Raw genomic sequence first — 19,291 nt, 5'->3', positions numbered from 1 at the left:
AGGTCGGTGTTCAAGGCGAGGGCCGCTCCTCGAACACCCGGCGGGCGACAGCGTGGGTGTCGGGGCCGAAGAGCACCAGGCGGGCCTCGGTGACGGTGGCCGGGGTGGCCGCGCGCAGCACCGCCAGCGCCTGACCAACCGCGTCGTCGACCGGCCAGCCGTAGATGCCGGCCGAGATCAGCGGGAACGCCACAGTGGTCGCGCCCACCTCGTCGGCCACCCGGAGGCTGTTGGCGTAGCAGTCGCGCAGCAGCGCCGACCGGTCCTCGGTGGCCGACCAGACCGGCCCCACGGTGTGGATCACCCAGCGGGCCGGCAGTTCCCCGGCCGTGGTCGCCACCGCCTGGCCGGTGGGCAGGCCCCTGCCGTAGCGGGACGCCCGCAGCGCCCGGCACTCGGCCAGGATCGCCGGCCCGCCGCGCCGGTGGATGGCACCGTCGACCCCACCGCCACCGAGCAGCGACGAATTCGCGGCGTTCACCATGGCGTCCACCCGCTGGGCGGTGATGTCTCCCTCGACCAGGCTGATCTCCATGTCAGCTCTCCTCGATCGGTTGGCCCATCGAGCGACGGGCCAGCAACGTGGCACCGGCGACTGCGGCCGGCATGATCAGCACGGCGCCGAGCGGAATCAGGAAGCAGAGGAAGACGGCCACTCCGAAGCCGAGCGCCGTGGGTCGGTCGGCCTTCAGGATCGTCCGGCGCTGCGGCAGCCGCATCCCCCGTCGGTAGAACGGTGCGCCCACCAACTCCACGGCGAGGAACCACCCGCCGACGGCCGCCCCGATGACCGGGACGACCGTCTGGCCGACCACCGGAATGAAGCCGGCGACGAAGAGCGGGATGCCGACCAGCGCCGTGAGCGCCACCAGGCGTACCGAGTCGGCGAGGCTGCGGCGCAGCGACGACCAGAAGGGCACGTCCACAGCGCCCGGCGTGCCGCCGTACCGCTGCTCGACGTGCTCGGAGATCTTCTCGTAGAACGGGTCGCCGATGACCAGGGTGACAGCGGTGAAGGTGAGCACGCCGAGCAGGCCGCCGAGCCCCAGGAAGGCCAACCCGGCGATCACCCGGACCAGGCTGCGGCCGGTGCTCGACCAGTCGTCGGCGAACGGGGTGACCAGCGCGGCGAGATCGTCCACGAAATACACGAGCGTGGCGAGCGCGGCCAGGAAGAGCACGCCGGAGATCAGCGCCGGCACGATGCCGAGCAGCATCAGCCCCGGGCTGCGGACGTAGAGGCCCAACCCGCGCAGGAGCAGCCCCGCCCCGGCGAGGAAGCGTCCGACGACCCCGGTCACCGGGCTGGCGATTCTGCTGGCATCCACGATCGAGCAGCCTAACCAGCCGTGATCGGATCCGCCGGACGGAGCGCTAGCAGCGACTCACCACGTACACATCAACCGGTTGACGGACGGCAGTGATCCACCGGGCACACCGGGGTTCGTCGCTGACCGGTCGATTCGCCGGCGGGCCACCCCGACAACCATTGAGGGGTACGAAGTCAGCGGCGGCGGAAGGCGGCACGATGCCGGTCATCGAGGTGACCCACCTGAAGAAGCGGTACGGCGACCTGGTGGCGGTGGACGACGTGTCGCTCTCCGTGGAGGCCGGGGAGATCTTCGGGGTCCTCGGTCCGAACGGCGCCGGCAAGACCACCACGGTGGAGTGTGTCGCGGGGCTGCGTGTCCCCGACGGGGGCGGGGTGTCGGTCCTCGGGCTCGACCCCCGCAGGGACGCGGCCCAGCTACGCCAGCGGGTCGGGGTGCAGCTCCAGGAGAGTCAACTGCCGGACCGGTTGCGGGTGGCAGAGGCACTGGAGCTGTACGCCTCGTTCTACCGCAACCCGGCCGATCCGGCCGAGCTGATCGACAAGCTGGGCCTCGGCGAGAAGCGGAACACCGCGTACAAGAAGCTCTCCGGCGGTCAGAAGCAGCGGCTGTCCATCGCGCTGGCCCTGGTGGGCAACCCGGAGATCGCCATCCTCGACGAGCTGACCACCGGGCTGGACCCGCAGGCCCGCCGGGACACCTGGGGCCTCATCGAACAGGTCCGTGACAGCGGGGTGACGATCGTGCTGGTCACCCACTTCATGGAGGAGGCAGAGCGGCTCTGCGACCGGGTCGCGGTGATCGACCGGGGCCGGGTGGTCGCCCTGGACAGCCCGGCGGGCCTGGTGTCGACGGTGGCTCCGGAGCAGCGGATCCGGTTCCGGCCCTCGGCTCCGGTCGACGACCGACTCCTCACCGACCTGCCCGAGGTTTCCGCTGTGCAGCGCACCGGCAGCCAGGTGGTGGTGACCGGCACCGGTGAGTTGCTGCACGCCGTCACGTCGGTGCTCGCCCGCCACCAGATCGTCGCCGCGGACCTGCGGCTGGAGCAGTCCACCCTCGACGACGCCTTCGTCGAGCTGACCGGGCACCGGCCCGCCAACTGAGAAGGAGCCAGCATGCACGCCTTCCGCAACATCCTGCGAACCGAGGCGCGGCTCTACCTGCGGGACCTTCCGACGCTTCTCACCACGATCGGGCTGCCCACAGTGATCCTGGTGGTGCTGGGGCTGATCCCCTCGCTGCGCAAGCCGGATCCGACCTTCGACGGGCAGACCTTCGTCAGCTATTTTGCCCCGTCGCTGCTTGTGGTCACCCTCGCCATGGTCGGGGTGAACATCCTGCCCGCCGTGCTGGCCACCTACCGGGAACGCGGCGTGCTGCGCCGACTGGCGACCACCCCCGCGCACCCGGCCGCTCTGCTCGCGGCCCAACTGGTGCTGGCCCTGGCCGGGATCCTGGCCAGCGCGCTACTGCTCATCGTCGTCGCCCGGCTCGCGTTCGGGGTGCCGCTCCCCCGGCACCCGCTCGGCTTCACGCTGGCGTTCATCCTCGGCACGGCCGCCCTGCTGTCGCTCGGTCTGCTGGTCGCCGCGGTGGCCCGGACGACGAAGGCGGCACAGGCCCTGGCCGTGCCGCTGTTCCTGGTCACCATGTTCTTCGGCGGGGTCTACCTGCCCCGGTTCCTGCTTCCGGACTTCGTGGCGCGGATCGGCGACTACACGCCGCCCGGGGTGCAGGCGCTCCTCGACGCCTGGACCGGCACCCCGCCGCAGCCGCTGCACCTGGGGATAATGGCGGTGATCGCCGTGGCGGCCGGCGCCGGCGCGGCGAAACTGTTCCGCTGGGAGTGAGCGGAGATGCGATGATCTGCAACGGTGGGCACGACCGTCTGACCAGTTGGCGAGAGCGCGAAGCGAGCCTCTATCGGGTGTTCCCCTTCGGCGGGCTGACCCTGGGCACCCTGCTGGCCCTCGTCGCACCGGCACCCGATCATCTCGGGACACTGCCCACCCTCGCCGTCGCCGTGGCGGCCGGATGCTGGGTCGCCTGGTTCGTCACACTGCACCCCGGCTGGCAGAGCCGGCGCACGCTGATGGCGGTCTACTACGCCGGCCTGCTCACGTTCGCCGCCGCACTGGTGGCCGCCAGCCCGTGGTACGGCTTCTTCGCCTGGATCGGCTACATCCACGCCTTTCCGGTGCTACCCGGGCGCTGGCGGGTCGCCGGCGTGGTCACCACTGCCGCCCTGGTCGCCACGTCTCAGGGCGGCGGCCTGTCGGTGGTGGTGTCGCACCTGCCGCTCTGGCTGGTGCTGGTGCTGTTCAACCTGGTGGTGGCCGGCTCGGTCACCTGGTTCGCGATGGTCGCCGAACAGGAGGACGCCAAACGCAAGCGGTTGGTGGCGGAACTCGGCGAGACCAACCGCCAACTCACCGAGACGGCCAGTGAGAACGCCGGGCTGCACGCCCAACTACTCACCCAGGCCCGGGAGGCCGGCGTGCTTGACGAACGGCAACGGATGGCGCGCGAGATCCACGACACCCTGGCGCAGGGGTTGACCGGCATCATCACCCAGTTGGAGGCGGCCGAGCAGACCCGCGACCGGTCCGCCGACTGGCGTCGGCACGTCGACAACGCGCTCGCCCTGGCCCGGGAGAGCCTCACCGAGGCCCGCCGCTCGGTACAGGCGATCCGTCCGGAACCGTTGGAGACGGCCCGACTACCGGACGCGCTGGTCGAGCTGGGCGGGCGCTGGGCGGCCCTGAACGGGGTACGGGCCGACGTGGCCACCACCGGCACGCCCCGCCCACTGCACCCGGAGGTCGAGGTGACACTGCTACGGGCCGCCCAGGAGGCGCTGTCCAACGTGGCCCGGCACGCCGCCGCGTCGCGGGTCGGGCTGACCCTGTCGTACATGGCGGACGTGGTCACGCTCGACGTCCGCGACGACGGGGCGGGCTTCGACCTCACCGACCAGCCGATGCCCCGTGAGCCGGGCGGCGGGTACGGACTGACCGCCATGCGGCAACGGGTGGCGAGGGTCGGTGGCGAGTTGGCAGTCGAATCCGAGCCGGGCGGCGGCACCGCCATCTCGGCGTCCGTCCCCGCGCTACCCGGAGGTGCCGGTTGACCGCCCCGGTTCGCCTGCTGATCGTCGACGACCATCCGGTGGTGCGGGACGGCCTGCGGGGGATGTTCACCGGCGACCCCGACTTCGAGGTGGTGGGCGAGGCGGCGGACGGTTCGGAGGCGTTGGCCCTGGTCGCGACGCTGCGGCCGGACGTGGTGCTGATGGATCTGCGGATGCCCGGGATGGACGGCGTCACCGCCATCGGCAGACTGGCTCGCGCCGGCAGCACCGCCCGGGTGCTGGTGCTCACCACCTACGACACGGACGCGGACGTGCTGCCGGCGATCGAGGCCGGTGCTACCGGTTACCTGCTCAAGGACGCACCTCGGGAGGATCTGGTTCGGGCGGTCCGGGCCGCGGCCCGAGGCGAGTCGGTGCTCGCGCCGAGCGTCGCCGGCCGGCTGATGGGTCGACTGCGCGCTCCCGCCGAGGAGCCGCTCAGTCAACGGGAGTTGGAGGTGCTCACCCTGGTGGCCCGGGGCGCCTCCAACCGGGAGGCGGCGACCCGACTGTTCATCAGCGAGGCCACCGTCAAGACGCACCTGCTGCACCTGTACGCCAAGCTCGGAGTCAACGACCGGGCTGCCGCGGTGGCCACCGCGTACGACAGGGGGTTGCTGACGCCCGGCGGGCGGTGAGCGGCACCGGGCAGGATGGGCGGATGCGCGCGTCCCGACTGATCTCGTTGCTGTTGCTGTTGCAGTCGCGCGGGTCGATGACCGCGAGCGAGCTGGCGCGGGAGCTGGAAGTCTCCGAGCGGACCGTCTATCGGGACGTCCTGGCGCTCTCGGCGGCGGGCGTGCCGGTCTACGCCGACCGGGGGCGGGCCGGTGGTTACCGCCTGCTCGGCGGGTATCGCACCCGACTGACCGGGCTGACCCGGGACGAGGCGGAGGCGCTCTTCCTCGCCGGGCTGCCCGGGCCGGCCGGTGAGATGGGGCTCGCCGACGCGGTCGCGTCCGCCGAGCTGAAGGTGCTCGCCGCGCTGCCACCCGCCCTGCGCGACGCGCCGGCTCGTGCCGGGCAGCGGTTCCACCTGGACGTGCCGGGCTGGTTCCGGGAGACCGCGCCACCGCTCTGGCTGCCCGAGCTGGCCCGGGCGGTCTGGGGCGACCGGGTGGTGGAGCTGCGCTACCGACGCGGCGACCGGGAGGTGACCCGCCAGGTCCAGCCGTACGGTCTGGTGCTCAAGAGCGGGGTCTGGTATCTGGTCGGCCGGGTCGGCGACGATGTGCGCACCTACCGGGTGGACCGGGTCACCGGGGTCGAGGTGGGCGACGAGCACTTCGACCGCGACGAGGGCTTCGACCTGGCCGGGCACTGGCGCGGACAGGCCGGGTCGTTCCTGCGGACCATGCTGCGGGCCGAGGTCGCCGTCCGGCTGAGCCCCGCCGGCCTGCGCCAGCTCCGGCACCTGGTCGATGCCCCCTTCGTGTACGACGAACTGGTCGCCGCCGCCAGCCCGCCCGACGGGCAGGGCTGGGTGATGGCGCGGCTGCCCGTCGAGTCGGTCCAGGTGGCGTACCACCAACTGCTGGGGCTCGGCCCCGAGGTCGAGGTCCTCGGCCCACCCGAGCTGCGGCGGTTGTTCGCGGAGGGCGCCGACCGGCTTGCCGCGCTCTACCGGTAGCCGGTCACGTCCGACGGCTTGCCCGCGTCGACCACCTCGGTGATGTAGCGGAAACCCTCGGGTTGGCTGCCGTCGAGGTCGGTGAAGCCGTACACCTTGGACAGCGTGCCGGCGTCGACGGATTTGCCGCTCCAGCGGGCCTTCTCCTCGTCGGCGGCGAGCGCGGCCACCGCCCGGCCGACGAAGGCCGGGGTTTCCGAGATGAGGAAGTTCGGGTCGGTGGCGGCACCGTCGCGCCAGTTCTCCTCGGTCACGCCGAAGTGCTCCAGCATCGCCTCGGAACGGATCCAGCCGGGGGTGAGCGCCACGGCCGTGCAGCCGTGCGGCTTCAGCTCGTGGGCCTGGCTGAAGGCGAGCCGGTTGACCGAGACCTTGGCCAGGTCGTAGAAGACCGACAGCCGGTAGTTCTCGTCGTTGTACGCCTTGGTGCCGTCGCCCATCTCCACCACCAGGCCGCCGGGCTTGCGGATCAGCAGCGGCAGGGCGAAGTGGCTGGTGATGATGTGCGTGTCGACGGCCAGTCGCAGGGTACGGAAGCCGGCGTCGAGCGGCTGCTCCCAGACCGGCTTGTTCCAGGTGACCAGTGGGTCGCCGCCCCAGATGTCGTTCACCAGCACGTCGAGTTGGCCCTGTTCGGCGTCGATCCGGGCGACCAGGTCGCGGACCTGCTCGGGCACCAGGTGGTCGACCTGAACGGCGATGCCGGTGCCGCCGGCCGCGCTGACCAGCTCGGCGGTCTCCTCGATGGTCTCCGGTCGGTCCATCTCGGAGCGGCCGGCCCGGGAGCTGCGACCGGTGGCGTAGACAGTGGCACCGGCCGCGCCGAGCTGAACGGCGATCTGCCGTCCGGCACCACGGGTGGCACCGGCGACGAGCGCGATCTTTCCTGTGAGCGGTTGTGTCATGCCTGCGACGTTGTCAGGAATACCTGACAACCGACGTCCGAATTCGGTACTCGATCTAGTCGACCAGTCGGACCCGGACCCGACGGTTGGCCCGGCCCTTGCTCTCCACCTTGACCACCTGGACCTTGCCGATCTGGGCGGTGGAGGCGACGTGGGTGCCGCCGTCGGCCTGCACGTCGAGCCCGACGATGTCGACGATCCGGACCTCCTGCTCATCCGGCGGGATGAGGTTGGACTGGGTACGGATGATGTCCGGCAGGGCCAGCGCCTCGGTGCGCGGCAGCACCCGGGTGGCGACCGAGCGGTCGGCGGCCACCTCGGCGTTGACCAGCTCCTCGATGCGACTCTTGAAATCCGGGGGCACCTCGGGGAGGTTGAAGTCCATCCGGGCCTCGCCCGGTTCCATGGAGTTCCCCGTCACCAGCGCGCCGAAGTCGCGGAACACCACACCGCAGAGCACGTGCAGCCCGGAGTGGGTGCGCATCAGCCGGGTGCGGCGCTCGTCCTCCACCGCGCCGACGACCTCGGTGCCGACCGGCGGCAGCGGGTCACCCTCGGCGGGAACCAGGTAGGGGTCGTCGCCCTTGCGGGTGCCGACGATCCGGGTCTGCACCCCCTGCCAGAGCAGCACGCCGTGGTCGGGTGGTTGACCACCGCCGCCCGGGTAGAACGCCGAACGGTCCAGCACGATGCCCTGCTCCGCGTCGGAGTGCAGGACCGTGCACGTCCATTCGCGCAGTGTCGGGTCGGCAAGGTCCAGCCGGTGCGTCCGGCCGTGCTGTGTGACGCCCATGACAGGGCAGGTTACTCGTTCAGGAAGCCGGAGATGCGGTCCCGCAGGTCGGCGCGTTCCGACCAGAGCACGCCGGGCCTGTCGTACACGTGCAGGGTGGCCTGGGGCAGCGCGACGGCGAGCCGCTCGGCGACCTCGACCGGGTGCAGGTCGTCGCCCGCGCAACCGATCACCAGCGCCGGCGCGGTGACCGCCGTCAGGTCACCGATCTGGCGCAGCGGTGTCTGGTCGGTGAGCGTGGCCAGACCGTCGGCCAGACCGTCGCGAAGCAGTTGGTCGAGCCGTTGCCGCAGGTAGGCCCAGCCGGCCGGGGTGTTGCGCACCGCCGGGGGCAACTCCAGCGTGACGATGTCGGCGACCGCCGAGGCGTCCCCGCTCTCCACCGCCTCCAGCAGGTCGGTGACGCGCTCCCGGGCGAGCGGCCCGCGTGGCTCGTCGAGGACCGCCGGCAGGAAGAAGACCAGCTTGTCGAAACGCTCCGGGCTCTCCACGAGGAGTCGGCAGAGGGCGCCCGCGCCGAGGCTCGCGCCGAACGCGCGGCTGGCGCCGCCGAGGTCGGCGATCGCCCGCAGATCCCGGGCCAGGTCCAGGTAGTCCCACGGCCCGTCCGGGGCTTCGGAACGGCCGTGCCCGCGGAACTGGAAGAACACCTTGCGCCCGTTCACCCCACTGCCGAACGGGCGGGTGGTGGCGATGCCGTTGCCCAGCCCGTGCGCGAACACGGTGACCGGATCACCGGTGCCGGTGACCAGCCGCTCCAGCCGTACGCCGTGCGGAGTGGTGACCAGCTCGGTCTCCGGCTCCGGCAGCGCCGGCCGGCCGGTACGCGGCCCACCCGGCCCGGGCCCCCAGGTGCGGGGCCCGCTGTCGGGCGGAGGCGGCCAGCGAAAACCTCTCACCAGAACCCTTTGCCGTCGCTCAGGTCGCGCAGACCGACCCGGACGTCGAGCAGGTAGATCAGACCGGCGGCGATGCCGACCAGCCCGAAGAGGCTGATCGGACCGAAGCCGAGCAGGGTCAGCACGAGGCAGACCGCCAGGATGGCGATCCAACCGCCCTTGGGCAGCGTCCCGATGGCGGGGAAGGCGTCGGAGCGCTGGGTGACGGCGTGCACCAGGGCGACGCCCTGAACGATCAGCGCGAAGACGAGCAGGATCAGCTCGATCACGTCACGGACGGCATAGGCGAAGATCGGCGCGGCGTTGGCCATGTCGGCCAGTTTATGTCCACGACCCCGGCTACGTCCGACAAGGACGCCGCCGGGGTCGTGGACCCGACGAGCTACTCGGCGGCCGGGCGGGTCCGCTTGGTGGCCCGGGGAAGCTTCGCCGACGGGGTCTCGGCCGGCTTGGCGGCCTTCGGCGCGCGGGCGACCTTCTTGACCGCGGCCGGCTTGGCCTCGGCGATCCCCGCCACGTCGGCCGGGGTCGGCGCGTCGGCGGGGGCCGCAGCGGTCGGGGTGATGACAGCCGCGGTGGTGGCCGGCGTCACAGCCTCGGTGGCCTCGATGTCGGCGTTGACGGTCTCGGCGGCCTCCAGCACGCCGGCACCGACGACCCGCTCGCCCCGGGCGACCAGCGCGCCGTACGCGGCGAAGGCGCGTTCCTGGGCGACCTGGGCACCCGCGACCACCAGGGCGGCGTTGCGGGTCGCGGCGGCGCGCAGCTTGTCGATGTCGGCCACCTCGCGCAGCTTCGCCAGGTCGGCGGTCTCGTTGGCGGTTCGCAGCGTCTCGGTGGCCTTCTGCTTCAGCTCGAAGCCGGTCAGCACGGCCCGGCCACCCAGGTCGGCGACGACCCGGGTGCTGAGGACGCCGACCACGGCCGGCAGCTTGCGCAGCTGCTCGATGGCCAGCTCACCGGCGCCGGCTGCGGCGTAGATCGGGGCGGGGATGCGGTTGGTCTTCGGCTCGCTCATGACGTCTCCTCTTCGGCCGCCTCGGCGGCCTTCTTCTTCTGGGGGATGCTGGTGCTGCCCGGGGCGGGGGCGGTGCCCGCCTCGGTGACGGCTACCGACTCGAGCACGGCTTCGGTCGGGGTGCCGCCCACGGTGGTGGGGCCGGTGGCGGCCACATTGGCCAGGTCCGCGGCCTGGCTGGCGGACGGGCTGGCGGGCTGGTCGGCCTGCGCCGTCTCGGCTTCGGCCTGGGCCTCGGCCAGCCGGGTGTTCTCCCGGCGGAACGTCTCGTAGATCTGACTGAGCGACTGCTTCTGCGCCATCGTCAGGTCGGCGTCCACGGCGATGGCGGCGAGCACCCCGTGGCCTTCCTTATCGTCGAGCAGACCGGCGCGCAGGTACATCGCCGGCGTGGAGACCCGCAGCGCGCTCGCCAGTTGCTGGAGCACCTCGGCGCTGGGTTTGCGCAGGCCGCGCTCGATCTGGCTGAGGTACGGGTTGCTGACCCCCGCCTGCTCGGCGAGCTGCCGTAGCGAGATCTTGGCGTTGCGCCGCAGATCGCGGATGAACCCGCCGACGTCGGGAAGGTCCTTGGGTGTGGCCATGGCAGCGACGCTAATCGTCCGCGCTAGCTGTTGCAAGCAAAACGCTAACCATAGTTAGCAAGGTCTCAGCACCCCGTTTGCGCGCCACTCGGCCGATCCGTACGGTCCGTCCGTGCACAAGATCACAGTCAATGGAGCAAGCATCGCGTACGACGAGGCCGGCACCGGTTCGCCAGTCGTCCTGCTGCACGCCGGAATCGCCGACCGGCGGATGTGGCGGGGGCAGGTGTCCGCGCTCGCCGCCCGGCACCGGGTGATCGTCCCGGACCTGCGTGGCTACGGAGACTCCGAGCTGCCCCCGACGCCGTTCGCGCACCACGACGACGTGGCCGGGCTGCTGGACGCGCTCAATCTGCCCCGGGCCGCCCTGGTCGGCTGTTCCTTCGGCGGGGCGGTCGCCATCGACACCGCGCTGGCCCACCCCGACCGGGTGAGCGCCCTCGCGTTGTTCGACACGGCGGTCTCCGGCAACGAGTGGTCCGACGAGGCGAACGACCTCTGGGACGGCCTGGTCGGCGAGGTCGACCCGGACGACTTCGTGGCCGGCGCGGCCGGTGAGGTGCGGTTCTGGGTGGTCGGCCCGCGCCGTCAGCCGGAGGACGTCGACAGGGAGCTGGTCGCGTTCGCGCAGGAGATGGACCAGCGTGCCCTCGCCGCCGAACTGGCGCTCGGCGCGGTCGAGGTGGGAGAGCTGTCGCCACCGGCGATCGGCCGTCTCGGGGAGCTGAAGATCCCCGTCCTGGTCACCGCCGGCGCCGCGGACGTGCCGGACATCAGTCGGCTCGCCGACCGGATCGCCGCCGAGGTCCCCGGCGCGGTGCGACTGCCCGACGTGCCGGACGCCGCGCACCTGCTGCCGCTGGAGCGTCCGGAGCCGGTCAACGCCGCGCTGCTCGACTTTCTGAGCTAGCCACCACCGCCGCCGACGGGCCTGACGTCGCTCGATCCGGAGTTGGCCGCCGGGTCGGGCGGCCGGGCCGGTGGGCCCGTGGTGTCACCAGAGCGGGCGGACCGCCCCGACCGGGACCCCGCCACCGAAGAGCGGCACCTCGGCGTACTCGGTCAGCACCGGAGCGTCCACGCCGAGCCGGCGCAGCGCCGAGACCAGTACCGGCATCCGGGCCCGGTCGGCGCCGTCGTCGATCTTCAGTGCGACAGCGCCGACGCCCGCCAGCGCCACGGCGATCACGCCCTCGGCACCGACCTTGGCCAGCAGCCCCGGGACACCGCGCATCAACCGGGTGTCGTCGGCCTGGGTGCCACCCACGATCTCCGGGTACGCCCGCATCGCGTCGGCCACAGTGCGCGGCACCGAGCCGGGCTCGGCGTCGACCAGCCGGAGGTACGCCCCGGCCAGGCCGGTCAGCGACACCGCGAGGACCGGGGCGCCGCAGCCGTCGACCCCCACCGCCGCCGCCTGCTCGCCGGTGAACTCCTCGATGGCGGCCCGCAGCCGCTGCTGAAGCGGGTGCTCCGGCCGCCAGTAGCCCTCCCGGGACCAACCGGCGGCCTCGCAGGTCAACAGCATCCCGCTGTGCTTGCCGGAGCAGTTCATCTGCACCCGGCTGGGGGCGCCACCGGCTCGAAGCACCGCCTCCCGGGCCGCGGCCCCCACCGGCAGGTCGGGCGGGCAGTGCAGCGCCGACGCGTCCAATCCGGCGCGCTCCAGCAGCGCACCGACCCGGGAGATGTGGAATTCCTCGCCGGCGTGGCTCGCGGAGACCAGCGCCACGTCGGCCGGGTCGGTCAGGGCCAGGCCGGCCCGGAGCATCCCGATCGCCTGCATCGGCTTGCTGGCCGACCGGGGGAAGATCGGCGAGGTCACGTCCCCGGCGGTCGCCACCGCGGCACCGGCGGCGTCCAGCACCACCACCGAGCCGCGGTGCGCACCCTCCACGAACCCGGACCGGACCACCTCGGCGAGCGGCGCGCCGCCCTCGTACGTCTTCGTCACGCGCTGGACGGTACCGACGGTCCGGGGGTGCCCGGCGGCGGGGTGACCAGGAGGTCCACCGCCCGGGTGACAGGGGCGCGGGACAGACCCGGCCTTACAGCCCGAGCAGCTCGCGGGCCTCGGTGGTGGTCAGCGGCGGGCGCTGGGCGAGCTGGGCGAAACCCACAGCGCGGGCGACCAACTGCATGTTGGACTCCACCGGGCGGCCCTTCGCGTAGGTCACGGTGTCCTCCATGCCGACCCGCAGGTGCCCGCCCGTCGACAGCGAGGCCAGCAGCACCGCGATGGTGCTCCGGCCGACGCCGGTGGCCGAGAAGGTGGTGCCCTCGGGCAGGTCCCGCAGCATCCGGTGGGCCGCGACCAGGGTCTCGGTGGTGCCCGGCATCCCGCCCGGCACGCCCATCACGAAGTCGACGTGCACGTGCCCGCCGGCCGGCAGCCCGTACTTGCCGAGCAACCGCTGCAACGCGGACAGGTGGCCGAGGTCGAAGATCTCGTACTCCGGCACGATCCCGCGCTCCTGCATCCGGGTGTGCAGGTCGACGATGAACTCCCAGCGGTTGAGGAAGACGTCGTCGCCGAAGTTGACAGTGCCCATGGTGCAGGAGGCCATGTCCGGACGGGCGTCCAGCACGGCGAGCCGGGCGGCCTCCGGGTCGGTCACCGCACCACCGGAGGAGAGCTGCACGATCAGGTCGGTGCTCTCCCGCAGCGCCGCCACCGTGTCGGCCAACCGCACCGGGTCGAGCGTCGGCCGGGCCTCGTCGTCGCGGATGTGGACGTGGATCACGGCGGCGCCGAGCGCCTCGCACTCCTTGGCGGTGAGCAGCAACTCGTCGAGGGTCACCGGCAGCGCCGGCACCTCCGCCTTGGCCGACTCAGCGCCGGTCGGGGCCACCGTGATCAACGTCCCTGTCGTCATGCCGGCGATCCTAGACGGCCCGCTCAGGACGGGTCGATCGCCGCCGCGGTCTCGCCGATCAGCAACGCGGCGTCGTCCGGGACGTTCCGCTTCAGCACCGCGAGCGCGACCTGGCCCAGCTCGTGGTGCAGCACTGCGGTGCCGACGAAACCGACCGCCCGGCCGTCGAGCGTCACCGGCGTACCGGCCACCGGCGGCTGATCGGTGGTCACCCCGTCCAGATGCAGCAGTACGAGGCGACGCGGCGGCCGGCCCATGTTGTGCACTCGCGCCACCGTCTCCTGCCCCCGGTAGCAACCCTTGTCCAGATGCACCGCCGGGGCGATCAGGTCGACCTCGGCCGGAATGGTCCGGTGGTCGGTGTCCACCCCGACCCGGGGCTGCCGGGCGGCCACCCGGATCGCCTCGTACGCCCACAGCCCCGCGACCGGCACCCCGGCACCGCGCAGCTCCGCCACCACCTGGTCCATCGCCGACCGGGGCACCAGCAGGTCCACCCCGAGCGGACCACGTCGGGCCCAGCCGCCGATCGGCAGTGGCCGTACGTCGTACCGAGCGCTCGCCCGAGGTGGCACGGCACCGTGCGGGAACTTCGGACCCGGCACCGCGACCACGTCCGGTGCGGCGAGCCCGGTCACGCCGAGCGTGCCGAGCGCCTCCATGGCCGCCGGCCCGACCAGCGACAACAGCGCACGCTCGGCCGTCGCGTCGCGTGGTTCGACCTTGCTGAAGAACCGCATCTTCTCCAGGTAGGTCAGCAGGCCCTCGGTCGCGCCGGGCTCGGTGTCGAGCCAGGTGGTCTCGCCGTCCTCGGCGACCATGGCGTGCTGCTCGACGTGGCCGTGCGGCGACAGCACCAGCAACTCGGTGCCCTCACCGGCGGCCAGCGCGTTCAGGTGCTGCGAGGTGACTGTGTGCAGCCAGCTGGCCCGTTCCTCCCCGGCCACCGCGATGACCCCTCGATGCGACCGGTCGACCAGACCGACAGCGGTGTCGAGGGTGCGCTGCTCGCGCAGCGGGTCGCCGTAGTGCGCGGCCACCCCCCGCACCCCGGCCGCGACGTGCGCCGGATCCGGCTGGTCACGGCTGGCCTCGTCGATGCCCTCGACGGCCACCGCACCCGCGATGTCGATCATTTTTCGTCCCCGTTCTCGCAGCGTACGCAGACGCCGAAGAGTGACACGTGCCCGATGTCCACCCGGAACCCGCGCTGCGCGGCCAACTGGTCGGCGAGGGGGCAGAGCAGCTCCGGCTCGATCTCGTCGATCGCGCCACACTCCCGGCAGACCAGGTGGACGTGTTGGTGCTCACCGGCGGCGTGATAGGTCGGTGAGCCGTGCGACAGGTGCGTGTGGGTGACCAGACCGAGCCGTTCCAGCAGCTCAAGCGTGCGGTAGATGGTGGTGATGTTGACGCCGGCGGCGACCTCCCGGACCGCGGTGTGCACCTGCTCCGGGGTGGCGTGGCCCAGATCGAGCACCGCCTGGAGGACGAGCTGCCGCTGGGCCGTCAGCCGCAGCCCACGGGCCCGCAGCATTTCCGCGAGGGAGGATTCGGACACCGTCCGATCATAGTTCGGCCACCGGGCTGTTCCCCGCACCGCGATCGATCACCGCTACGCTCGACGGTCATGGTGAGGTCGTCCGTCGAGAAGGTCGGAGCCGACCCGACCGCGCGGATCGCCGTCCTGGGGCGTGGCCCGGTGCCACCCGGCGACCCGGTGCTCCGCGGTGACGACCTCGGGGTGCTGCACGGCGACGGCCTCTTCGAGACCATGCACCTGCGGGACGGCCAACCGTGGCTGCGCGACGAACACCTGGCCCGCCTGGCCACGGCGGCGGCCGCCGTGGAGCTACCCCTGCCCCCCACCGCCGCGCTGGTCGACCTGCTGGACCAGGTGCGAACAGGCTGGCCAGCGGCTGTGGAGGGGGCACTTCGGTTGGTCTGCACCCGAGGCCCGGAGGCCGGCGGTCCGCCCACGATCTACGCCACGCTGGCCCCGGTGCCGGCGGCCTCCCGGGCCGCCCGGCGGGACGGGATCACTGTGGCCACCCTGCCGCTGGGGCTGCCCGCCGCCGCCCGCAGCGGGCTGACCTGGCTGCCGGCCGGCATCAAGTCCACGTCGTACGCGGTCAACAGCGCCGCCCGCCGCTGGGCCCGCCGGGCCGGCGTGGACGACGTGCTCTGGATCTCCTCCGACGGGTACGCGCTGGAAGGCCCCACCGCCAATGTGGTGTGGCTCACCGACGACACGCTCTGCACGGTGCCGGCCGCCAGCACCGGCATCCTCGCCGGCACCACAGCGGCCTGGCTGATCGCCCACGCGAGCGAGCTGGGCCTGGGCGCCGCCGAACGGATGGTCACCCCCGCCGAACTGGACGCGGCGGACGGCGTGTGGTTCACCTCGTCACTGCGCGGAGCCGCCGAGGTCCATACGCTGGACGGGGTACGGAGGGCTCGCTGCCCGCGTACCCCCGCCCTGCAGGCCCTGCTGGGTTTCCCCGTCTAGTGCTGTGACCGACCGTCGGGGTCAGCCGCCGACCCGGACGAGTCGGGCGGAGAGGTGCGGGCTGAGCCCGTGCCCCATGGCGGCCATCTCCTGGGCGTAGAGAAGCGCACCCTCGACGATGCCGAAGAGCCGGTGCCCACCGGTGACCTCCTTGGCGGTCGGAGTCCGGATCACCGCGTCGGTGGCGAACTCGAGCTGCGTGCCGGTGCGCTTGCCCAGGTGCAGCTCCATCACCCCGGTCGGGGTGGTCAGCAGCGCCTCCAGCTCGTCGGTCGCCCGCCCGTCCACCAGCACCGGCCGCCACCAGCCCACCTCGCGGCCGGCCGGACGGACCGGCTTGCTCTGCTCGTCGAGGATCCACGCACGCGACTCGTAGTGCAGAAACGGTCGGCCGTCGTGGCTGATCCGGATCTCCTGCGCGTAGTCGAAATCCTCAATGGTGGGGAAGCCGCCCTTGCCCCGACCACGCCACAGACCGATGTACGGCAGCAGGGCATCCAGCGCGGGGTGCAGCTTCGGCCCGACCCGCAGGTCGTGGCTCTCCTCGAACGGGTACTCCTCGACCGGCGGCGCGTTCAGCCACGGCGGCTGCAGCGGGTTCTCGCTCACCAGCGTCCTCTCGAAATGCGTACGGCAAGGTAGACCAGGCCACCGGCGAGCCCGCCCAGGCCAGCGACCAGCAGGCTGACAAACCCGATCTCGGTAACCATCCCGGCCATCCTATGCTGGGCCACATGGCCCGCAATCTCGTCGTCAAGGCCACCGCAGGGGCGGACGCCCCGGAGCGGTGCGCGCAGGCATTCACCGTCGCCGCGACGGCGGTAGCGGCCGGGGTGGACGTCTCGCTCTGGCTGACCGGTGAGTCCACCTGGTTCGCGCTGCCCGGTCGCGCCCAGCAGTTCGACCTGCCGCACTCCGCGCCCCTGGCCGAGTTGTTGCACGTCATCCTGACCAGCGGCCGGGTGACCGCCTGCACGCAGTGCGCGGCCCGACGGGAGATCGGCCCGGACGACGTACTCCCCGGGGTCCGGATCGCCGGTGCCGCGGTCTTCGTCGAGGAGGCGTTGGCCGAGGGCGCGCAGGCACTCGTCTACTGACCGCACGGCGGCGGTGGGCCGATCCGAGCGGAGTGTCGATACCGACCCGACATCTCGGACGGCTGCCTACGATTCGGATGTGACCGAGGCGGCGGAGAGGTTCTTCGAGGCACTGCCGTCGCGCGCACCCGACGTCCTGGGCGGCCTGGCCGACGGCACCCTCCAGATCGACCTCGGCGAGGACCACCGCACCGAACACTGGCTGGTCCGGATGCGGCCCGGGTTCGTGGAGGTCAGTCGTGGGCGTGGCCCGGCCGACGCCATCTGGTACAGCAGCGCCGCCCTCTTCGACCGACTGATCACCGGCGAGGCCCAGGGGGTCGCGGCGGTGCTGCGCAACGAGAGCACGTTCAGCGGGAACGTGGTGCTCTTCCTCGCCTTCCGCCGGTTCTTCCCGAACCCGCCCGGCACCCGGGACCCCCGCGAAACGGCCCGCCGAGCAGCCGGGCGACTTCGGTGAAGGACCTCGTCAGCATCCTGGACGGCAACACCTTCCTGGTCAGCGATCGGCGCGGGGACATCGAACCGTCCTACGACTTCCCCACCGGGCTGTTCTCCTTCGACACCCGCTTCCTGTCCACCTGGGTGCTCACCCTGGACGGCGAACGGCTGCACGCCCTCTCCGTCGACGACACCGAGTCGTACCGCACCAAGTTCTTCCTCGCCCCCGGCGAACCCACGCACTACCTGGACGCCAAGGCGTCGGTGATCCGCAGCCGGGCGATCGTCGGCAGCTTCGAGGAGGAGCTGACAGTGCTGAACCACCTCGGCGCGGAGGTCGAGTGCACCCTCCGGATCGAGATCGGGGCCGACTTCGCCGACCTCTTCGAAATCAAGAACTCTCGACAGAAGCGGGGGCGGACCACAGTCACTGTCGCCGAGAACGAACTGCGGCTGACCTACCGGCGGGAGGCGTTCCACCGGGAGATGACGGTCAGTACCACCGCGCCGGCGCGGATCGACGAGACCGGAATGACCTTCCGGGTCCGGATAGCCCGCAACGACAGCTGGACCACCAGGCTGCACGTGTCCAGCGTCGTCTACGGGGCCCGGGGCGAGGACATCCGGGCCACCCTCCCGTACGGCGGCAGCCGCAGCGCCGACGTCATCCGGGCCGAGCAGCAGGAGCTGATGGACCGGGCGCCGAAGCTCGGCTGCGACTGCGAGCCGCTGGCCGGGGCGTACCGGCGCAGCCTCAACGACCTGGCCGCGCTGCGCTACGAGTCGATCGCCCTGGGCGTACGGCTGATCGCCGCGGGACTGCCCTGGTTCATGACCCTGTTCGGCCGGGACAGCATCATCACCTCGTTGCAGGTGCTGCCGTTCCTGCCGGAGCTGGTCCCACCGACCATCCTGATGCTGGCCGGCCTTCAGGGGCAGCGGGTGGACGACTTCCGGGACGAGGAACCCGGCAAGATCCTGCACGAGCTGCGGTACGGGGAGACCGCCGGCTTCGAGGAGCAGCCACACTCGCCGTACTACGGGTCGGCCGACTCGACGCCCCTGTTCATCATCCTGATCGACGAGTACGAGCTGTGGACCGGTGACGCCGCACTCGTCCGCAAGCTGGAACCGCAGGTCCGCGCGGCGTTGGAGTGGATCGACACCTACGGCGACCTGCTCGGCACCGGCTACCTCTGGTACCAGACCCGAAACCCGGAGACCGGCCTGCAGAACCAGTGCTGGAAGGACTCCTGGGACGCCATCTCGTACGCAGACGGTCAACTGCCCGGCTTTCCCCGGGCCACCTGCGAGTTGCAGGGCTACGCCTACGACGCGAAGGTCCGGGCCGCCCGGCTGGCCCGGAAGTTCTGGAACGACCCGGAGTTCGCCGACGAGTTGGAGCGGCAGGCCGCCGACCTGAAACGGCGGTTCGACAGCGACTTCTGGATCGCCGACCGCGAGCACTACGCGCTCGCGTTGGACGCCGACGGCCGGCAGGTGGACGCGCTGACCTCGAACATCGGGCACCTGCTGTGGAGCGGCATCGTGGACGAGTCGCGCGCCGGCAAGGTGGTCGAGCACCTGCTCGGGCCACGACTGTTCTCCGGCTGGGGGGTGCGGACGCTCGCCGCGGACGAGGGGCGGTACAACCCGATCGGCTACCACGTGGGCACCGTCTGGCCGTTCGACAACTCGATCATCGCCTGGGGGTTGTGGCGGTACGGCTTCCGGGAGGAGGCCGGGCTGATCTGCGACACGATGCTGGCCGCGTCCCGGTACTTCGAGGGTCGGCTGCCGGAGGCGTTCGCCGGCTACGCCCGCGACCTCACCGACTACCCGGTGGAGTACCCGACCGCGTGCAGCCCGCAGGCCTGGTCGACCGGCACCCCGCTGCTGCTGCTGCGGGTGATGCTGGGGTTGGAGCCGCAGGGCGAGCACCTGATCATCGACCCGGCCGTGCCACCGGGGATGGGCCGGGTCGAGCTGCTGGACATCCCCGGCCGGTGGGGCATGGTCGACGCGTTGGGCCGCAGCCGTGACCCGGAGGACCAACCGGACGACGGCTGAGCCGA

At 72.0% G+C, this 19,291-nt stretch carries 24 protein-coding genes; 10 read left to right on the top strand and 14 right to left on the bottom strand.

All coding sequences use genetic code 11. The features are described 5' to 3' along the window. Nucleotides 1-10: 10 nt before the first annotated feature. A complete protein-coding gene (locus tag KBX08_RS09470; RefSeq protein ID WP_210782485.1) occupies nt 11-535 on the bottom strand; it encodes an O-acetyl-ADP-ribose deacetylase in 525 nt (174 codons plus the stop codon). A 1-nt stretch (nt 536) separates the two neighbouring features. Beyond that, nucleotides 537-1,328, bottom strand: a complete 792-nt coding sequence (locus KBX08_RS09465) for an EI24 domain-containing protein (RefSeq protein WP_210782483.1) — start codon at nt 1,326-1,328, stop codon at nt 537-539. A gap of 200 nt (nt 1,329-1,528) precedes the next feature. Here KBX08_RS09465 and KBX08_RS09460 point away from each other — a divergent pair, with 200 nt between their 5' ends. The 5 genes from KBX08_RS09460 to KBX08_RS09440 are packed head-to-tail and all read left to right on the top strand — an operon-like array spanning nt 1,529 to nt 6,094. Next, complete coding sequence (locus KBX08_RS09460; RefSeq protein ID WP_210782480.1) at nt 1,529-2,437, top strand: ABC transporter ATP-binding protein; 909 nt, start codon at nt 1,529-1,531, stop codon at nt 2,435-2,437. Between the two features lie 12 nt (nt 2,438-2,449). Continuing rightward, entirely contained in the window at nt 2,450-3,184 is a 735-nt protein-coding gene (locus KBX08_RS09455; protein WP_210782478.1) for an ABC transporter permease, read from the top strand. 11 nt (nt 3,185-3,195) lie between these two features. Further along, nucleotides 3,196-4,464 (top strand): sensor histidine kinase, encoded by a 1,269-nt coding sequence (locus tag KBX08_RS09450; RefSeq protein WP_238689054.1) that lies wholly within the window; start codon nt 3,196-3,198, stop codon nt 4,462-4,464. Further along, nucleotides 4,461-5,102: a response regulator transcription factor gene (locus KBX08_RS09445; protein WP_210782474.1), complete on the top strand. Its 642-nt coding sequence runs from the start codon at nt 4,461-4,463 to the stop codon at nt 5,100-5,102. Before KBX08_RS09450 ends, KBX08_RS09445 begins: the two co-directional genes overlap by 4 nt. A 23-nt stretch (nt 5,103-5,125) precedes the next feature. Continuing rightward, nucleotides 5,126-6,094 carry a YafY family protein gene (locus KBX08_RS09440; protein ID WP_210782472.1) on the top strand — a complete coding sequence of 323 codons (969 nt, stop codon included), beginning with the start codon at nt 5,126-5,128 and terminating at the stop codon, nt 6,092-6,094. Here the strand turns inward: KBX08_RS09440 and KBX08_RS09435 are convergent. The 6 genes from KBX08_RS09435 to KBX08_RS09410 form a co-directional block, all read right to left on the bottom strand. Then, nucleotides 6,085-6,999, bottom strand: coding sequence for an SDR family oxidoreductase (locus KBX08_RS09435; protein ID WP_210782470.1), 915 nt, complete (start codon nt 6,997-6,999; stop codon nt 6,085-6,087). The genes KBX08_RS09440 and KBX08_RS09435 overlap by 10 nt on opposite strands. Before the next feature lie 55 nt (nt 7,000-7,054). Beyond that, a complete protein-coding gene (locus tag KBX08_RS09430; RefSeq protein WP_210782468.1) occupies nt 7,055-7,792 on the bottom strand; it encodes an alanyl-tRNA editing protein in 738 nt (245 codons plus the stop codon). Between the two features lie 11 nt (nt 7,793-7,803). Further along, entirely contained in the window at nt 7,804-8,691 is an 888-nt protein-coding gene (locus tag KBX08_RS09425; RefSeq protein WP_091402823.1) for an alpha/beta fold hydrolase, read from the bottom strand. Then, nucleotides 8,688-9,002, bottom strand: a complete 315-nt coding sequence (locus tag KBX08_RS09420; protein WP_210782467.1) for a DUF2516 family protein — start codon at nt 9,000-9,002, stop codon at nt 8,688-8,690. Before KBX08_RS09420 ends, KBX08_RS09425 begins: the two co-directional genes overlap by 4 nt. Before the next feature lie 71 nt (nt 9,003-9,073). Then, nucleotides 9,074-9,709 (bottom strand): hypothetical protein, encoded by a 636-nt coding sequence (locus tag KBX08_RS09415; protein WP_210782464.1) that lies wholly within the window; start codon nt 9,707-9,709, stop codon nt 9,074-9,076. Beyond that, on the bottom strand, nt 9,706-10,293 hold the full coding sequence (locus tag KBX08_RS09410; RefSeq protein ID WP_210782462.1) for a helix-turn-helix transcriptional regulator: 588 nt from the start codon (nt 10,291-10,293) through the stop codon (nt 9,706-9,708). The genes KBX08_RS09415 and KBX08_RS09410 overlap by 4 nt, the downstream gene beginning before the upstream one ends. 112 nt (nt 10,294-10,405) lie before the next feature. On the opposite strand from KBX08_RS09410, the gene KBX08_RS09405 reads away from it, so the two are divergent. Then, a complete protein-coding gene (locus KBX08_RS09405; protein ID WP_210782460.1) occupies nt 10,406-11,203 on the top strand; it encodes an alpha/beta fold hydrolase in 798 nt (265 codons plus the stop codon). Nucleotides 11,204-11,287: 84 nt separating this feature from the next. Here KBX08_RS09405 and KBX08_RS09400 read toward each other — a convergent pair whose 3' ends face one another. The 4 genes from KBX08_RS09400 to KBX08_RS09385 form a co-directional block, all read right to left on the bottom strand. Continuing rightward, nucleotides 11,288-12,247: an asparaginase gene (locus tag KBX08_RS09400; RefSeq protein ID WP_210782458.1), complete on the bottom strand. Its 960-nt coding sequence runs from the start codon at nt 12,245-12,247 to the stop codon at nt 11,288-11,290. Nucleotides 12,248-12,341: 94 nt separating this feature from the next. Further along, a complete protein-coding gene (locus KBX08_RS09395; protein ID WP_210782456.1) occupies nt 12,342-13,169 on the bottom strand; it encodes a 3-keto-5-aminohexanoate cleavage protein in 828 nt (275 codons plus the stop codon). 23 nt (nt 13,170-13,192) lie between these two features. Next, complete coding sequence (locus tag KBX08_RS09390; RefSeq protein WP_210782454.1) at nt 13,193-14,305, bottom strand: folate-binding protein YgfZ; 1,113 nt, start codon at nt 14,303-14,305, stop codon at nt 13,193-13,195. Then, nucleotides 14,302-14,706: a Fur family transcriptional regulator gene (locus KBX08_RS09385; RefSeq protein ID WP_210782567.1), complete on the bottom strand. Its 405-nt coding sequence runs from the start codon at nt 14,704-14,706 to the stop codon at nt 14,302-14,304. Before KBX08_RS09385 ends, KBX08_RS09390 begins: the two co-directional genes overlap by 4 nt. A gap of 93 nt (nt 14,707-14,799) precedes the next feature. Here KBX08_RS09385 and KBX08_RS09380 point away from each other — a divergent pair, with 93 nt between their 5' ends. Further along, the gene (locus KBX08_RS09380) at nt 14,800-15,678 is read left to right on the top strand and encodes an aminotransferase class IV (protein WP_210782452.1); all 879 of its coding nucleotides are present in this window, start codon (nt 14,800-14,802) and stop codon (nt 15,676-15,678) included. A 21-nt stretch (nt 15,679-15,699) separates the two neighbouring features. Here the strand turns inward: KBX08_RS09380 and KBX08_RS09375 are convergent, their stop codons facing one another. Next, complete coding sequence (locus tag KBX08_RS09375) at nt 15,700-16,290, bottom strand: FABP family protein (RefSeq protein ID WP_112584198.1); 591 nt, start codon at nt 16,288-16,290, stop codon at nt 15,700-15,702. Next, nucleotides 16,284-16,388: a small membrane protein MtfM gene (gene mtfM, locus KBX08_RS34405; protein ID WP_030327764.1), complete on the bottom strand. Its 105-nt coding sequence runs from the start codon at nt 16,386-16,388 to the stop codon at nt 16,284-16,286. Before mtfM ends, KBX08_RS09375 begins: the two co-directional genes overlap by 7 nt. 12 nt (nt 16,389-16,400) lie before the next feature. On the opposite strand from mtfM, the gene KBX08_RS09370 reads away from it, so the two are divergent. The 3 genes from KBX08_RS09370 to KBX08_RS09360 all read left to right on the top strand — a co-directional run bounded on the left by KBX08_RS09370 (nt 16,401) and on the right by KBX08_RS09360 (nt 19,286). Then, entirely contained in the window at nt 16,401-16,775 is a 375-nt protein-coding gene (locus KBX08_RS09370; RefSeq protein ID WP_124820325.1) for a DsrE family protein, read from the top strand. A 79-nt stretch (nt 16,776-16,854) separates the two neighbouring features. Further along, nucleotides 16,855-17,235, top strand: a complete 381-nt coding sequence (locus KBX08_RS09365; RefSeq protein WP_210782450.1) for an SCP2 sterol-binding domain-containing protein — start codon at nt 16,855-16,857, stop codon at nt 17,233-17,235. Further along, complete coding sequence (locus KBX08_RS09360) at nt 17,232-19,286, top strand: glycogen debranching N-terminal domain-containing protein (RefSeq protein ID WP_210782448.1); 2,055 nt, start codon at nt 17,232-17,234, stop codon at nt 19,284-19,286. Before KBX08_RS09365 ends, KBX08_RS09360 begins: the two co-directional genes overlap by 4 nt. Nucleotides 19,287-19,291: the final 5 nt, after the last annotated feature.

Source organism: Micromonospora sp. H61, from assembly GCF_018070325.1.
Taxonomy (GTDB): Bacteria; Actinomycetota; Actinomycetes; order Mycobacteriales; family Micromonosporaceae; genus Micromonospora; species Micromonospora salmantinae.
This window is presented reverse-complemented; position numbering and strand designations above follow the sequence as displayed.

Excerpts from the sequence above, each read along its gene's own strand:
- KBX08_RS09470 (WP_210782485.1), bottom strand. The coding sequence starts at position 535 with ATGGAGATCAGCCTGGTCGAGGGAGACATCACCGCCCAGCGGGTGGAC.
- KBX08_RS09460 (WP_210782480.1), top strand. The coding sequence starts at position 1,529 with ATGCCGGTCATCGAGGTGACCCACCTGAAGAAGCGGTACGGCGACCTG.
- KBX08_RS09455 (WP_210782478.1), top strand. The coding sequence starts at position 2,450 with ATGCACGCCTTCCGCAACATCCTGCGAACCGAGGCGCGGCTCTACCTG.
- KBX08_RS09450 (WP_238689054.1), top strand. The coding sequence starts at position 3,196 with ATGATCTGCAACGGTGGGCACGACCGTCTGACCAGTTGGCGAGAGCGC.
- KBX08_RS09440 (WP_210782472.1), top strand. The coding sequence starts at position 5,126 with ATGCGCGCGTCCCGACTGATCTCGTTGCTGTTGCTGTTGCAGTCGCGC.
- KBX08_RS09435 (WP_210782470.1), bottom strand. The coding sequence starts at position 6,999 with ATGACACAACCGCTCACAGGAAAGATCGCGCTCGTCGCCGGTGCCACC.
- KBX08_RS09430 (WP_210782468.1), bottom strand. The coding sequence starts at position 7,792 with ATGGGCGTCACACAGCACGGCCGGACGCACCGGCTGGACCTTGCCGAC.
- KBX08_RS09420 (WP_210782467.1), bottom strand. The coding sequence starts at position 9,002 with ATGGCCAACGCCGCGCCGATCTTCGCCTATGCCGTCCGTGACGTGATC.
- KBX08_RS09415 (WP_210782464.1), bottom strand. The coding sequence starts at position 9,709 with ATGAGCGAGCCGAAGACCAACCGCATCCCCGCCCCGATCTACGCCGCA.
- KBX08_RS09410 (WP_210782462.1), bottom strand. The coding sequence starts at position 10,293 with ATGGCCACACCCAAGGACCTTCCCGACGTCGGCGGGTTCATCCGCGAT.
- KBX08_RS09395 (WP_210782456.1), bottom strand. The coding sequence starts at position 13,169 with ATGACGACAGGGACGTTGATCACGGTGGCCCCGACCGGCGCTGAGTCG.
- KBX08_RS09390 (WP_210782454.1), bottom strand. The coding sequence starts at position 14,305 with ATGATCGACATCGCGGGTGCGGTGGCCGTCGAGGGCATCGACGAGGCC.
- KBX08_RS09385 (WP_210782567.1), bottom strand. The coding sequence starts at position 14,706 with ATGCTGCGGGCCCGTGGGCTGCGGCTGACGGCCCAGCGGCAGCTCGTC.
- KBX08_RS09380 (WP_210782452.1), top strand. The coding sequence starts at position 14,800 with ATGGTGAGGTCGTCCGTCGAGAAGGTCGGAGCCGACCCGACCGCGCGG.
- mtfM (WP_030327764.1), bottom strand. The coding sequence starts at position 16,388 with ATGGTTACCGAGATCGGGTTTGTCAGCCTGCTGGTCGCTGGCCTGGGC.
- KBX08_RS09370 (WP_124820325.1), top strand. The coding sequence starts at position 16,401 with ATGCTGGGCCACATGGCCCGCAATCTCGTCGTCAAGGCCACCGCAGGG.